At 75.2% G+C, this 14,400-nt stretch carries 10 protein-coding genes; 8 read left to right on the top strand and 2 right to left on the bottom strand.

The genetic code is table 11. From position 1 onward, the window contains the following. Positions 1-90: 90 nt before the first annotated feature. Positions 91-1,272 (bottom strand): adenylyltransferase/sulfurtransferase MoeZ, encoded by a 1,182-nt coding sequence (moeZ, locus tag H505_RS0106105; RefSeq protein WP_026401277.1) that lies wholly within the window; start codon positions 1,270-1,272, stop codon positions 91-93. A 216-nt stretch (positions 1,273-1,488) separates the two neighbouring features. On the opposite strand from moeZ, the gene H505_RS0106100 reads away from it, so the two are divergent. From H505_RS0106100 to H505_RS0106070, 7 genes are all read left to right on the top strand, one after another. Then, on the top strand, positions 1,489-2,235 hold the full coding sequence (locus H505_RS0106100; RefSeq protein WP_245592449.1) for a hypothetical protein: 747 nt from the start codon (positions 1,489-1,491) through the stop codon (positions 2,233-2,235). After that, on the top strand, positions 2,223-3,572 hold the full coding sequence (locus tag H505_RS52290; protein WP_281173410.1) for a S8 family serine peptidase: 1,350 nt from the start codon (positions 2,223-2,225) through the stop codon (positions 3,570-3,572). The genes H505_RS0106100 and H505_RS52290 overlap by 13 nt, the downstream gene beginning before the upstream one ends. Next, on the top strand, positions 3,572-3,880 hold the full coding sequence (locus H505_RS0106090) for an MGMT family protein (protein WP_034516850.1): 309 nt from the start codon (positions 3,572-3,574) through the stop codon (positions 3,878-3,880). The genes H505_RS52290 and H505_RS0106090 overlap by 1 nt, the downstream gene beginning before the upstream one ends. Before the next feature lie 103 nt (positions 3,881-3,983). Then, positions 3,984-7,166 (top strand): ATP-dependent helicase, encoded by a 3,183-nt coding sequence (locus H505_RS0106085; RefSeq protein ID WP_034516849.1) that lies wholly within the window; start codon positions 3,984-3,986, stop codon positions 7,164-7,166. Between the two features lie 24 nt (positions 7,167-7,190). Beyond that, complete coding sequence (locus tag H505_RS0106080; protein ID WP_026401273.1) at positions 7,191-10,634, top strand: ATP-dependent helicase; 3,444 nt, start codon at positions 7,191-7,193, stop codon at positions 10,632-10,634. An 86-nt stretch (positions 10,635-10,720) separates the two neighbouring features. Then, the gene (locus H505_RS0106075) at positions 10,721-11,500 is read left to right on the top strand and encodes a class I SAM-dependent methyltransferase (protein ID WP_026401272.1); all 780 of its coding nucleotides are present in this window, start codon (positions 10,721-10,723) and stop codon (positions 11,498-11,500) included. Between the two features lie 103 nt (positions 11,501-11,603). Then, entirely contained in the window at positions 11,604-11,915 is a 312-nt protein-coding gene (locus H505_RS0106070) for a hypothetical protein (RefSeq protein WP_026401271.1), read from the top strand. Positions 11,916-12,082: 167 nt separating this feature from the next. Here H505_RS0106070 and H505_RS0106065 read toward each other — a convergent pair whose 3' ends face one another. Further along, a complete protein-coding gene (locus H505_RS0106065; RefSeq protein WP_245592447.1) occupies positions 12,083-13,675 on the bottom strand; it encodes an AMP-binding protein in 1,593 nt (530 codons plus the stop codon). Between the two features lie 79 nt (positions 13,676-13,754). Here H505_RS0106065 and H505_RS0106060 point away from each other — a divergent pair, with 79 nt between their 5' ends. Further along, a complete protein-coding gene (locus H505_RS0106060; protein ID WP_026401269.1) occupies positions 13,755-14,387 on the top strand; it encodes a maleylpyruvate isomerase N-terminal domain-containing protein in 633 nt (210 codons plus the stop codon). Positions 14,388-14,400 lie beyond the last annotated feature (13 nt).

Below are 14,400 nucleotides of genomic sequence, written 5' to 3'. Positions count from 1 at the left end.
ACGCGAAGCCCCCGGAACGCGAAGGCCCCCGAAACCGTGCGGTTCCGGGGGCCTTCGGCTGCGTCCGGTCGGACGCGCCGGTCGGGCGCGTCAGTAGGACGGGAGGCTCGGGTCGATCTGGTTGACCCAGGCCACGACGCCGCCGCCGACGTGGACGGCGTCGCCGAAGCCGGCGCTCTTCACCACGGCGAGCGCCTCGGCGGAGCGGACGCCCGACTTGCAGTGCAGGACGATCTTCTTGTCCTGCGGCAGCCGCTCGAGGGCCGAGCCGTTCAGGAACTCGCCCTTCGGGATGAGGGTCGCGCCCGGGATCGAGACGATCTCGTACTCGTTCGGCTCGCGGACGTCGACGAGGAAGATGTCGTCGTCGCGGTCCTGCATGGCCTTGAGGTCGTGCACGGAGATCGTCGAGTCCTTGGCGGCCGCGGTGGCCTCGTCGGACACGGCGCCGCAGAACGCCTCGTAGTCCTCGAGCAGCTCGGTCTGCGTGGGGTTCTTGCCGCAGAGCGGGCACTCGGGGTCCTTGCGGACCTTGACCGAGCGGTACGTCATCTCCAGGGCGTCGTAGATCATCAGGCGGCCGACGATGGGCTCGCCGATGCCGGCCAGCAGCTTGATGGCCTCGTTGACCTGGATGGACCCGATGGACGAGCACAGGACGCCCAGGACGCCGCCCTCGGCGCACGACGGGACCATGCCGGGCGGCGGGGGCTCGGGGTACAGGCAGCGGTAGCACGGGCCGTGCTCGGCCCAGAACACCGACGCCTGGCCGTCGAAGCGGTAGATGGAGCCCCACACGTACGGCTTGCCGAGCAGGACGGCCGCGTCGTTCACCATGTAGCGGGTGGCGAAGTTGTCGGTGCCGTCCAGGATGAGGTCGTAGCCGGAGAAGATGTCCATGATGTTGTCGCGGTCGAGCGCCGTGTTGTGGACCACGACGTCGATCAGCGGGTTGATCTCACGGACGGTGTCGGCGGCGGACTCGACCTTCGGCTTGCCGAGGGACGACTGCCGGTGGATGATCTGCCGCTGCAGGTTCGACTCGTCGACGACGTCGAAGTCGATGACGCCGAGGGTGCCGACGCCCGCGGCGGCCAGGTACAGCAGGGCCGGGGAGCCGAGGCCGCCCGCGCCCACGACCAGGACCTTCGCGTTCTTGAGTCGCTTCTGACCGGTCATTCCGACGTCGGGGATGATCAGGTGCCGCGAGTAGCGGTTGACCTCGTCGCGGGTGAGCTCCGCTGCGGGCTCGACCAGAGGTGGCAACGACACGGTGGGTGCTCCTGTGCTGACGCTCGGCTGTTCAAGGGGGCGGGACATCGTCGTCCCCACTCGCACAACCTTGCCATGACCGGCCGCATTCCCCGGCGTCACCCCGGCGAGAGGGGCGGAATGCCGGAACCGCAGCTAATCTAGGCTGTTGTGGCGTTCCTGCCCCCTTCCCCCCAGCCCCCCGTGCCGTTCCCTCCCCCGGAACCGCCCCCGCGCGTGACTGTGCTCGGGCTGCGCGGACGGCAGTGGACGGTCGTCGCGATCGTCGTCGGCTGCTGCTACGTGCTGGCGTCCGTCGCGGCGCTGGGCAGCGTGTGGAACTCCTACACCCGCGAGCCGACGGACGCCGAACTGGAGATCGCGTCCCGGGCCGAGGTGGCGCGGCGCTGGCAGGCGTGGCCCGCGGAGCGGATCTTCCCCGACCGGGTCCCGTACCGGGTCGAGGAGGGCGTCACCGAGTACGCGACGCGGACGGGCATCGTGCCCGAGACCGACTGCGCGCGGGCCGTGGACTCCGCGATGGCGGAGACGCTCGCCCGGCACGGGTGCAAGGCGGTCCTGCGCGCGACGTACGTGGGGGCGCTGAACGGCATCGTGACGACGGTCGGCGTCGTCGTCTTCCCGGACGCCTTCAAGGCCGACCGGGCGTTCAAGGAGCTTCCGGGCGGTAAGGGGCCGGACGGGTCCGGCGGGGTGCGGCCCGCGCTGCGGGCCGCGGCGTTCCCCGGGACGGCCTCCGGGCGGTTCACCGACGCGGCCCGGCAGGCCCGGGGGAGCGACCGCGGCGGCCCGTACGTGGTGCTGACGACGTCCGGGCACAGCGACGGGCGCCCCGCGGCGGCCGTCGAGCGGGAACGCCCCGGGCGCCCGTTCATCCTGGCGCCGCAGCTCGCGAACGCGCTGGAGGAGTCGCTGTCCACGCCGGCGCTGCCGGACTGCTCCAAGCGCGAGTGGCAGTGCTGAGGCGCGCGGCGGCGGCCCTGACCGCGGTCGCCGTCGCGTGGCTGCCCGCCGCACCGGCCCGCGCGGACGAGGTGCGCCAGCGCCAGCAGCCGGTCCTGGACGCCCTCGGCGTGGACCAGGCGTGGAAGGTGACGCGCGGCGAGGGGGTGACGGTCGCGGTCGTCGACTCGGGCGTCGACCCGGACCAGGCCGACCTGCGGGGCGCGGTCACCGTCGGGCCCAACATGCTCGCGGAGGAGGACGCCGGGACGGAGCCGGAGCGGCTGCACGGGACCGGGATGGCGTCGCTGATCGCGGGCCGCGGCCACGGGCCGGGCGGGCGCGACGGCGTCGTCGGCGTCGCCCCGGAGGCGCGCATCCTGTCGATCCGGGCGATCGCCGAGGAGGAGGACGCCTCGTACACGCGGTTCCGCCGCTCGAAGAAGGCGGAGGAGGCGGTCGCGCGCGGCATCCGGCACGCCGCCGACCGGGGCGCGGACGTCATCAACCTCTCGCTCGGCAAGGAGGGCGAGATCACGGCGGAGCGGCAGGCCATCGCGTACGCGATGGCGAAGGGCGCCGTGGTGGTGTCGGCGGTCGGCAACGACGGAGACGACCCGGACCTGCGGGACGGCAACGGGTTCGCGCCGTACTCGTACCCGGCGTCGTACCCGGGCGTGATCGCGGTCGCCGCGTCGCGGGCCGACGGCGCGCGCGCCGCGTTCTCCAACAGCAACTACTCGGTGGTCGTGGCGGCGCCCGGCACCGGGCTGCCGGTCGGGCTGCCGGGCGGGCGGTACGCCCTGGGCAGCGGCACGAGCGACTCCAGCGCGCTCGTGTCGGGCATCGCGGCCCTGATCAAGGCGGAGTACCCGGAGCTGCCGCCGGCGCTGGTCGCGCAGGCGATCGTCGACGGCACCCGCAACGGCCCGCCGGACGTCTACGACGCCGAGATCGGGTTCGGCGTGGTGCACGCGGCGCGGTCCCTGTCGGCCGCGGCGGAGCTGGCGCGGGAGCGGGCGAAGACGACCGCGGGCAAGCCGCCGGGGCGGCGGTTCGGCGCCGCGGAGCCGGAGCCGGTGCGGGTCATCGAGCGCCCCGCCTGGTTCACGGGCGCGCTCGTCCTGGTCGTCGGCGGGATCCTGGGCGGGACGGTCGCCGCGGTGTGGATCTCGGCACTGTTCGCGCGCCGCCACCCGCGCGCCCCGCGCCCGCCCGCCCCCGGTCCGGGGCCCGGACGGCCGCCCGGCGCGGGCCCGGGCGCGGGCCCGCCCGGCCTGCACCTGCCCGGCCTGCGCTCCGGCCGGGATCCCGCGCCGGGGCCCTGGCGGCCCGGCGGACGCGAGACGATCGGGTGATGGACCCAGACGAGTACTCCGAGGCCGTGCTCGAGACCGTGGAGCGGATCCCGCCCGGCAAGGTGCTGGCGTACGGGGACATCGCCGAGCTGGTCGGGCGCGGCGGGCCCCGCCAGGTCGGCCGGGTCATGTCGCTGTTCGGCGGCGGCGTGCCGTGGTGGCGGGTCATCCGGGCGGACGGGAGCCCGCCGCGCTGCAACGAGGTGGAGGCGCACGGGCACTGGCGGGCCGAGGGCACCCCGCTGCGTCCGGACGGCCGCCGCGTGGACATGGCGCGGGCCCGATGGAACCCGGACGAACCCGTCTGAACCGGTCTCGTCACCGTCACTTCGGCGTTCCACCCTGCACACTTCCGCGACATGAGTGCGTTGTGGTCCGATCATGCTCGTTGATCTGCTGCAATGAACTGTTGTGCCGCCTGCTTCCTACCGTCTCGTGCGCCGCGCCGGTCCCGCGCGCGCCGTCGCGCCCGTCCTGGACGACCGGCAGCGGCGGGTGGTCGAGCACGCCGGGGGCCCGCTGCTGGTGCTGGCGGGGCCGGGCACCGGGAAGACCACGACGATCGTCGAGGCGGTCGTCGACCGGATCGAGAACCGGGGCGTCGACCCCGAGCGGGTGCTCGTCCTCACGTTCAGCCGGAAGGCGGCCGGGGAGCTGCGGCAGCGGATCGCGGGCCGCCTGCACCGGACGACGCGGACGCCGCTCGCGCTGACGTTCCACGGGTACGCGTACGCGCTGCTGCGGCGGGAGGCCGTCGAGGGCGAGGAGCCGTCGCCGCGGCTGCTGTCCGGGCCCGAGCAGCTCCTGGAGGTGCGGCGGCTGCTGGAGGGCGAGCTGGCGGACGGCGCCCGCGACTGGCCGGAGCGGCTGCGCGCGGCGCTGGCGACGCGGGGGTTCGCCGAGGAGCTGCGGGACTTCGTGCTGCGGGCCGTCGAGCGCGGCTACCTGCCGGACGACCTGGACGCGCTCGGCCGCATCCGGGGCCGGGACGACTGGCCCGCCATCGCCGGGTTCATGGACCGGTACGAGGAGCGGTTCGCGCTCGACCCCGTCCCGACCTACGACTACGGCGAGCTGATCCAGATCGCGGCGGAGACCCTCGCCGACGAGGACGCGCGGCTCCGCGAGCGGGACGCCTACGACGCCGTGTTCGTCGACGAGTACCAGGACTCCGACCCCGCGCAGGAGGCGCTGCTGCGGCACCTGGCGGGCGGCGGCCGCGACCTGGTGGCGGTGGGCGACCCCGACCAGTCGATCTACGGGTTCCGGGGCGCGGACGTGCGGGGGATCCTGGAGTTCCCCGAGCGGTTCCGGACGGTCGAGGGCGACCCGGCGCCCGTGGTGGCGCTGCGGAACGGCCGCCGGATGGGGCCGGAGATCCTGGAGGCGTCGCGGCGGATCGCGCGGCGGCTGCCCGCCGGGTCGTCGCTGGCGGCCGAGCACCGGGCGCTGGTCCCGCCGGAGGACGCCGAGGAGGGCGAGGTCCGGGCGGTGATCGCCGACTCGGAGTCGCAGGAGTCGGCGCTGGTCGCGGACGAGCTGCGGCGCGCGCACCTGCTGGACGGGGTGCCGTGGTCGCGGATGGCGGTGCTGGTGCGCAGCGCGGTCCGGCAGGTGCCGGTGCTGCGGCGGGCGCTCGCGCAGGCCGGGGTGCCGGTCGTCGTCGCGGGCGACGAGGTGCCGCTGGTGTCCGAGCCCGCCGTGCGCCCGTTCCTGGTGCTGCTGCGGGCGGCGCTGAAGAAGGACTACCTGGACGACGCCGTCGCCGAGGACCTGCTGACCGGCCCGCTCGGGGGCGCCGACGCGCTCGGCATGCGCCGCCTCAAGCGCGCGCTGCGCGACCTGGAGGAGCTCTCGGGCGGGAACCGTCCACTGGGGGACCTGCTGGTGGCGGCGGTGAACGACCCGAGGGAAGTCGCGCTCGTCCACGAGCGGGTGCGGGGCCCGGCGGAGCGGATCGCCCACCTGATCGACACGGCGCGCCGCAGCGTCGCCGAGGGCGGCACCGCCGAGGACGTCCTGTGGGAGGTGTGGCGCGAGAGCGGGCAGGCCGACGTGCTGCTGGAGCAGAGCATGCGGGGCGGGACGCGCGGCGCCGCGGCCGACCGGGACCTCGACGCCGTCGTGGCGCTGTTCGACCACGCGGCCCGGTTCGTCGACCGGCTGCCGCAGGCCGGTGCCGAGCTGTTCGTCGACAACATCGCCGCCCAGGAGATCGCCGGGGACACGCTCGCCGAGCAGGCGCCCGAGGGCGAGGCCGTCCGGATCCTCACCGCGCACCGGTCGAAGGGCCTCGAATGGGACGTCGTGGTCGTCGCGGGCGTGCAGGAGGGCGTCTGGCCGGACCTGCGGCTGCGCGGCTCCCTGCTGGGCGTCGAGGAGCTGGTCGAGTACCACGCGGGCTCCCAGGAGGACGGCCCGGCGGACGGGCCCGCGGTCGGCGCGTCGATGGCCGCGAAGATGCTCGACGAGGAACGCCGGCTCTTCTACGTCGCGGTCACGCGCGCGCGCAAGCGGCTCGTCGTGACGGCGGTCGGCGGCGACGACGCGGAGGAGCGGCCGTCGCGGTTCCTGAACGAGCTGCTGCCGGGCGCGATCGAGCAGTCGCAGCTCGACGAGAAGACGCGCTGGCTGTCGCTGTCGGCGCTGGTCGCCGACCTCCGCTCGGTCGTCGGCGACCCGGGGCGCCCCGAACCGCTGCGGCGCGCGGCCGCCGGCCACCTCGCGCGGCTCGCCCGCGCGGGCGTGCGCGGCGCCCGCCCGGAGAACTGGTACGCGATCACCGCGCTGTCGGACCCGGGCCCCGCCTTCGCCGAGGACGAGCAGATCACGATCTCGCCGTCGCAGGTGGAGGCGTTCACCACCTGCGGGCTGCGGTGGCTGCTCGCGTCGGCCGTCGGCGCGCAGGAGGGCGGCCCGAACGAGTTCAGCACCATGGGCAAGGTGGTGCACGCGGTCGCGGAGATGGCGGGCGCGGACGACGGGATCGACGAGGTGCACGTCGCCGAGCGGCTCGACGACATCTGGAACGACCTGGAGTTCCGCAGCTCGTGGTACTCCGACAAGCAGCGCGAGCAGGCCGCGCGGATGGTCGACAAGTTCCTGACCTGGCACCGCGACAACCCGAACGAGGTCGTGGCGCTGGAGGAGTCGTTCAAGGTCGACCTCGGCCGGGTCGTCATCAAGGGCCGCATCGACCGCGCCGAACGGGACGAGCACGGGCGCGCCGTGATCATCGACGTGAAGACGTCCACGACCGCCGTGCCGAAGGACGACCTGGCGCGCCACCCGCAGCTCGGCGTGTACCAGTACGCGGTGATGCTGGGCGCGTTCGAGCGCCACGGACTGATCGAACCCGGCGGCGCGAAGCTCATCCAGGTGGGCAAGGCGGCGTTCGCGGCGCGCGCGCGGGAGCAGGAGCAGCCGCCCCCGGCCGAGGACCCGGATCCCGAGTGGCCGAAGAAGCTCATCGAGGTCGTCGCGACCGGTATGTCCTCGGACGTCTTCCAGGCGCGCGCGAACGACAAGTGTCGGACGTGTCCCGTACGCTCCTGCTGCCCCGTCCACGACGAGGGCGGGCAGGTCGGTGACTAGGCGGGCGGACGCGGGGGGCCTTCGGTGATCACCCCGGCCGAGCTGGCGCGGCTGCTGGAGATCCCCGAGCCCACCGACGAGCAGGCCCGCGTGATCGAGGCGCCGATGGCCCCGATGGCGGTCGTCGCGGGCGCCGGGTCCGGCAAGAGCGAGACGATGGCCGCGCGCGTCGTGTGGCTCGTCGCGAACGGGTTCGTCCGGCCCGAGCGGGTCCTCGGGCTCACGTTCACCCGCAAGGCCGCCGCCGAGCTGGGCGCGCGCGTCCGCAAGCGGCTCGACGCGCTGCGGGAGGTGCTCCCCGCGGACGAGCTGGAGCGGCTCGGCGGCGAGTCCCTGTTCGACGGCGAGCCGATGGTGTCGACGTACCACGCGTACGCGGCGCGGCTGTTCGGCGACCACGCGCTCCGCGAGGCCCTCGAACCCACGATGCGGCTGATCTCCCCGGCGGTCGCGTGGCAGATCTGCTCCCGGGTCGTCGACGCCTACAACGGGCCGATGGACCGCATCGACTGGTCGCCCGACACCGTCACGAAGGCGGTCATGGAGCTGTCGGGCGACCTGGCCGAGCACCTGCGGACGGCCGACGACGTCCGGGGTGTCGGGGCGCGGCTGGAGGAGATGTTCGCGGCGCTGCGCAAGCCGCTGAAGGCGCAGCGCGACGTCCTCGCCAAGCAGGCGGTCCGCGAGCAGCTCATGCCGCTCATCGAGGCGTACGGGCGGGCGAAGGCGGCGAAGGAGGTCATCGACCACGGCGACCAGATGGCGCTGGCCGCCCGGATCGCGGCGCGGCATCCCGAGGTCGGGATGATCGAGCGGTCGCGGTTCTCCGTCGTGCTGCTCGACGAGTACCAGGACACCAGCCAGGCGCAGCTCGTCCTGCTGCGGTCGCTGTTCGCGGGCGGGCACCCGGTCACCGCCGTCGGCGACCCGTGCCAGTCGATCTACGGGTGGCGGGGCGCGAGCGCGGGCAACCTGCTGCGCTTCGCGTACGACTTCCCGGCGCAGCCGTCCCCGCCCGGCCGGCCGGGGACGGCCGGGCGGGGGGAGCAGGCGGGGCGGCGGCCGGTTCCGGCGCCGGTCGTCCAGTTGAGCCGGTCGTTCCGGAACGGGGAGCGGATCCTCGACGCGGCGGCCCGCATCCAGGAGGAGCTGCGCGCCGACACCAAGGCGGTGCCGGTCCTCGTGCCGGGCGCCGGGCGGGACGGCCGCGGCCGCGTCGAGTGCGCCCTGTTCGAGACCGTCGAGGAGGAGGCCGAACGCATCGCGGCCCGCATCGCGGCGCTGCTGGCCGCCGACCCGGGCACGGCGCCGGACGGGGAGCCGCAGGCCGAGCCGCTGCGGTGCTCCGACATCGCCGTGCTGGCCCGCAAGCGGTCGCAGTTCCCGCTGCTGCGGCGGGCCCTGGAGGCCCGCGCGATCCCCGTCGAGGTCGTCGGGCTCGGCGGGCTGCTCACCGTCCCGGAGGTCCAGGACGTCGTCGCGACGATGCGCGTCATGCACGACCCGTCGGCCGGGGCGTCCCTGGCCCGCCTGCTCACCGGGCCGCGCTGGCGCCTCGGCCCCCGCGACCTCGTCGCGCTGGGGCGGCGGGCGCGCGCGCTGGCTCAGGAGCAGGCGCGCGACGTGACCCCGCCGCCCGCGCGGGACGAGAGCGGCGGCGAGTCCGGCGGCGAGAGCGGCGAGGGCGCGGCGCCGGGGGCCGGGCCGTCCGGCGAGGCCGCCGCGGAGGGGCCGGACGATCCGCTGCGGCAGCTCGTCGGCGAGCTGAACCAGGAGACCGGCAGCCTCGTGGACGCCCTCGACGACCTGGGCGACCCGGCCGCGTACTCGCCCGAGGGGTACGGGCGGCTGCGGCGGCTCCGCGACGAGCTGCGGGCGCTGCGCGGGCAGGTCGGGCTGCCGCTGCCCGATCTGGTGAACGAGGTCGAGCGGGCGCTCGGGCTCGACATCGAGGTCGCGGCCCGCTCCGGGCTCGACCCGGTCACCGCGCGCGCCGACCTCGACGCGTTCATCGACGCCGCCGCGCGGTTCGCCGGGGACGCCGAGGACCCGACCCTCGGCGCGTTCCTCGCCTACCTCAAGGCCGCCGAGACCGAGGAGTTCGGCCTCGAGGCCGGGCGCGTGGGGGAGACCGACAGCGTCAAGCTGCTGACCGTGCACGCGTCCAAGGGCCTGGAATGGCCGGTCGTGGTCGTCCCCGGGCTCGCGTACACGGCGCAGAAGAACGGGAACCCGGCGAAGGGGTCGATCTTCCCGTCGCCGCCGCAGAACGCCACCCGCTGGACCGCGAACCCCCGCGTCCTGCCGTTCCCGCTGCGCGGCGACCGCGCCGACCTGCCGCACCTCGCGGGCCTGGAGAAGGACGACCTCGCGGCGTTCGAGCAGGCGTGCGCCGAACGGGACGTGCGCGAGGAGCGGCGGCTCGCGTACGTCGCGGTGACGCGGGCGTCCGCCCTGCTGATCGCCACCGGCTACTGGTGGGGGTCGTCGGGCCGCCCGCTGGGGCCGTCGCCGTTCCTGGAGGAGGTCCGGGAGGTGTGCGCGGCGGGCGCCGGGAAGATCGTGGCGTGGGCCGACCGGCCGCCGGCGGACGCGGCGAACCCGCTGCTCGCCGACCCCGACGAGGCGCCGTGGCCCGCGGCGCCGGGCGAGCGCGGGCAGAGCGACCTGTCCGCGCGGGAGCGGTACGAGGCCGTCGTCGAGGGCGCCCGCATGGTCGAGGACGCGATGGCGGGCCGCGTCCTGCACTGGGCGGGCGCCGACGGCCTCGCCGACGCCGACCGGGCCCGCATGTCGGCGTGGGCGCGCGACGTCGAGCTGCTGCTGGCCGAGCGGGACCGCGGCCGCGGCGGCGACGGCACGCTCGTCGAGCTGCCCGGGCACCTGTCGGTGTCGTCGCTGGTGGCGCTCGCCCGCGACCCCGCCGCGCTCGCCCGGCAGATCCGCCGCCCGATGCCGCGCCCGCCCGCCCCCTACGCGCGGCGCGGCACCGCGTTCCACTCCTGGCTCGAGGGGCGCTGGGGGCAGCAGCGCCTCCTCGACCCGGACGAGCTGCCCGGCGCGGCGGACGAGGGCGCGGCCGACGACGCCGACTTCGAGCGGCTGCGGGAGGCGTTCGAGGCGTCGCGGTGGGCGGCGCGCGAGCCCCTGGACATCGAGGTGCCGTTCGAGACGATCATCGGCGACCGGCTGGTCCGGGGCCGGATGGACGCGGTGTTCCGGTCCTCCGACGGCGGCTACGAGGTCGTCGACTGGAAGACCGGGCGGCCCCCGTCGGGCGACGACGCGCGGTACGCGGCCGTCCAGCTCGCCGCGTACCGGGTCGCGTGGGCGCAGCTCGCGGGCGTCCCGGTCGAGCGGGTGAGCGCCGCGTTCCACTACGTGCGCGCGGGCGTCACCGTCCGCCCGGCCGACCTGCTGGACGCCCGCGGTCTCGCGGCGCTGCTGGACGGCGTCCCCGCGGGCTGACCCGCCGGGTGATCGACGTCACGGGGCTCTGTTCACCGGCGGTGCTTTCGGGGATGATCCGGGGAACCGACGAGGGAGGCTGCGGCATGACGGAGTCCCATGACGAGAAGGTGGTCCGCGAGTTCTCCAAGCAGGCGGCCGGGTTCGCCGACCCGGCCCGCAACGAGGCGTTCACCCGGCATCTGGACCGGCTCGTCCGGTTCATGGACCCCGAGATCGACCTCGAGGACAACGTGCTGGAGGTCGCCGCCGGCACCGCGCTGGTGTCGCGGGCGATCGCCCGGCGCGTCCGGCACGTCACCGCCCTCGACCTGACGCCCGCGATGCTCGCCGAGGGCAAGCGCGCCGTCGACCGCGAGGGGGTCACCAACGTCACCTTCGCGCACGGCGACGCCGCCGCCCTGCCCTTCCTCGACCGGTCGTTCACCCTCGTCGTGACGCGCTTCTCCCTGCACCAGACGGCCGACCCGAAGGCCGTCGTGAAGGAGATGGAGCGGGTCAGCCGGCCCGGCGCGGCGCTCTTCGTCGCCGACCTCGTCCGCCCCGACGACCTCGACGGCGACCCCGACCGGATCGAGCGGCTCCGCGACCCCTCGCACGGGACGATCCTCACCGAGTCGCAGGTCGTCGAGCTGGTCACCGGCGCGGGCGCCGAGGTGAAGCGCGCCGAGCGGTTCGACGTCGTCCGTCCGCTGGAGCCGTGGCTCGCGTTCACCGGCGCGCCCGAGGACGTGCGGGAGCCGATCCGCCGCGAACTGCGGGACGAACTGGGCGGCGGGCCCCCGACCGGGATGCGGCCGAGCGAACGCGACGGCGAGCTGCACTTCACGCACTCGCTGCTCTTCCTGCACGCCATCGCCGGCTGACGGAGAACAAACCCGGAGCCGTCCGGCGTTCCGGGCGCGACACGGGCCGCTTTTTCGAGCAAACGTTCGACGTCGCTCGCTCGTGTGTTCTATGTTGTCGCGCATGTCTTCCAGCACCCTTCCCCTCGACCGGCCCCTGGAGCGCGAGCCGGCCGCGCTGGCGATGCGCATCGGCGTGGTGGCGGCCGAGGCCGCCCTCGCCGCCTTCGCGCGCAACCTCGACGTCGACGACCTCGCCGACGGCGTCGACTTCCAGGGCGCCATCGGCCCCGCCGAATGGCCGCTGTTCTCCCTGGTCATCGACACCCTCGCCGAGGCCGCGCCGGGCGACGACCGGCCGCTGGACGAGCGCCGCGCGGACGCCCTGAACGACCTCGCCCGCATCTGCATGGCCGCCAAGCGCCGCGCCGCCTAGCCGGGCGCGCCCGGGCGCGCGGCGGCGGCCGGTGCGTGCGCGCGCTGCGGGCGCGCCCCCGCGTGCCGGTCCGGCGGCCACGCGCAGCTCCGGGGGACGCTGGCCGGGCGGACCGGGCGCGGCGGGGGGAGCGGCGGCTCCGTTCGACATCCGTAAGATCCCCGGCGTCAGCCGCGCAGTGCCTTCGCCTTGACCTTCCCGGTGCTGGTGCGGGGGAGCTCGTCGACGAAGTGGACGTCCCGGGGCACCTTGTACCGCGCGAGATGCTCCTTGACGTACGCCTTGAGGTCGTCGGCGCCGACGCCGGCGCCGGGCGCCCGCACCACGTACGCGGCGAGGCGCTGCCCGAACTCGGCGTCGTCCACCCCGGTCACCGACGCGTCCGCGACGCCCGGATGCCCGCCGAGCAGCGCCTCGACCTCGCCGGGGAACACGTTCTCCCCGCCCGACACGATCATGTCGTCGGCGCGCCCGTCGACGAACAGCCGCCCCGCGTCGTCGAAGTGGCCCAGGTCGCCGGTGCTCGTCAGGCCGTCCCGCACCTCCTTGCCGCCGCCCCCGGTGTAGCCGGCGAACCGCAGCCCGCCGCCGACGAAGATCTCGCCGGGCTCCCCGGGCGGCAGCTCGCGCCCGTCCTCGCCGAGGATCCGGATCGTCAGCCGCAGCGACGGGCGTCCGACCGTGCCGGGCGCCGCCCGCAGGTCGTCCGGGGTCGCGATCGTCGCCCAGCCGATCTCCGTCGCCCCGTACACGTTGATCAGGACGTCGCCGAAGCGGTCCATGAACGCGTCCGACACGTGCGGGTGCAGCGCCGACCCGCCGCAGACGGCGACCCGCAGCGACGGCACGGGCACGTCCGGGGCGTCCAGGATGCGCTGCAGCATGACCGGGACGGCCACGAGCGCCTCCGCCTCCGTGTCCGCGATGAGCCGCAGCGCCCGCGCGGCGTCGAAGCGCCGCGCCAGCACCAGCGGCATCCCCATGCCGAGCCCCACCGTCGAGTACGCGAACCCGAGCAGGTGGAACAGCGGGGGCGTGACCACGATCGGCGCGCCCGACCGGACCGGGACGCGCATCAGGTGCGTCAGCGCGGCCGGGATCAGCGCCGCGACCGACATCTCGTGCCGCGCGCCCTTCGGGGTGCCCGTCGTCCCGGACGTCATGATGATCACGTTGCCGGTCCGCGGGGGCTTCAGCGGTTCGGCGTCCGTCCCCTCGACCAGCGCGTCGATCGACTCGGGGGCGGGCGCGTCCGTCCAGCCGAGGATCCGCGCCCCGCCGAACCCGGCGCCGTCCACGACCGGCCCGAACTCCTCGTCGTGGACGAGCAGCGCGACGCCCTCGCGCTCGGCGACGTCCGCGAGCTGCTTCGCGGAGAAGTCGGTGTTGAGGAGGACCACGTCGGTGCCGAGCCTGGTCGCCGCGAGCACCGCCTCGACGAACCCCCGGTGGTTGCGGCACAGGATCCCGATCCGGTCGCCGTCGCGCACCCGGTCCCGCAGCGCCGTGGCCAGCGCCGCCGCCCGTCCCTCCAGCTCCGCGTAGGTGAGCGTGCCGCGCTCGTCCACGACCGCCGTCCGGTCGGGCCACCGCAGCGCCGACATCGCCCCGATCGTCGCCGGGACGGGCCCGTAGCGGAAGTAGGCCAGCGGCATCCGGACCGCCCGGTCCGGGCGGACGGGGCGCAGCGCGCCCACGTCCCGGACCGCGCGCGCCGCCCGTACTCCCTGGCTCGCGAACGAACGCACCCGCTCCAGCACCGATATCTCCTTTGTCGGGAAGGTTGCCATACCCGTTAGACGGAAAGTTCAACGGCCCGCAAAGGCTAGGGTGACGGCGATGCCAGCACATGAACCGGTGACCCCGGACGACCTCGACACCGCCGTCCAGACCGCGCTCGCCGCCCTCCGCGCGGTGCCGCCGTCCGCCTGGGACGGCGACCCCGCCTCGCTCGACTGGACCCGCTGGGAGACCGTCGAGCACATGTGCAACGCGATCACGCTCTACGCCATGAACCTGGGCCCCCGGACGCCGCCCATGGACGGCAACGTGCCGTTCGCGCGCGAAGCCCGCCGGCCCGCCGCGCCCTCCACCATCGTCCGCGCCGACCCCGCCGCGGGCCCGGACGGCCTCCTCCAGGTCTTCGAGGCGTGCGGCGCACTGCTCGTCGCGAAGGTGCGCGTCACCCCGCCGGACGTCCGCGCCTACCACGTCTACGGCGCGTCCGACCCCGAGGGTTTCGCGGCGATGGGCATCGTGGAGACGCTCGTCCACACCCGCGACCTGATCGAGGGCCTCGAAGCCCCGTACGACCCGCCCGCCGGCGTATGCGCCCGCACGCTCGCCCGCCTGTTCCCGGACGCCCCGCACGACACGCCCCCGTGGCCGACGCTCCTGTGGGCCACGGGCCGCACCGACCTCCCCGGCCGCCCCCGCCCCACAACCTGGCGCTGGCACGGCACCCCCCGATGACGACCGGCCGCCC

Origin of the sequence: Actinomadura rifamycini DSM 43936 (assembly GCF_000425065.1) — a bacterium.
In the GTDB taxonomy this organism is placed as follows: Bacteria; Actinomycetota; Actinomycetes; order Streptosporangiales; family Streptosporangiaceae; genus Spirillospora; species Spirillospora rifamycini.
The sequence above is the reverse complement of the archived record's forward strand: the minus strand, read 5'-3'. Positions and strand labels throughout refer to the sequence as shown.

What these genes read in the sequence shown, in the direction of transcription:
- H505_RS0106090 (WP_034516850.1), top strand. Translation starts at nt 3,572, where the DNA reads ATGGACCCAGACGAGTACTCCGAGGCCGTGCTCGAGACCGTGGAGCGG.
- H505_RS0106075 (WP_026401272.1), top strand. Translation starts at nt 10,721, where the DNA reads ATGACGGAGTCCCATGACGAGAAGGTGGTCCGCGAGTTCTCCAAGCAG.
- H505_RS0106070 (WP_026401271.1), top strand. Translation starts at nt 11,604, where the DNA reads ATGTCTTCCAGCACCCTTCCCCTCGACCGGCCCCTGGAGCGCGAGCCG.
- H505_RS0106060 (WP_026401269.1), top strand. Translation starts at nt 13,755, where the DNA reads ATGCCAGCACATGAACCGGTGACCCCGGACGACCTCGACACCGCCGTC.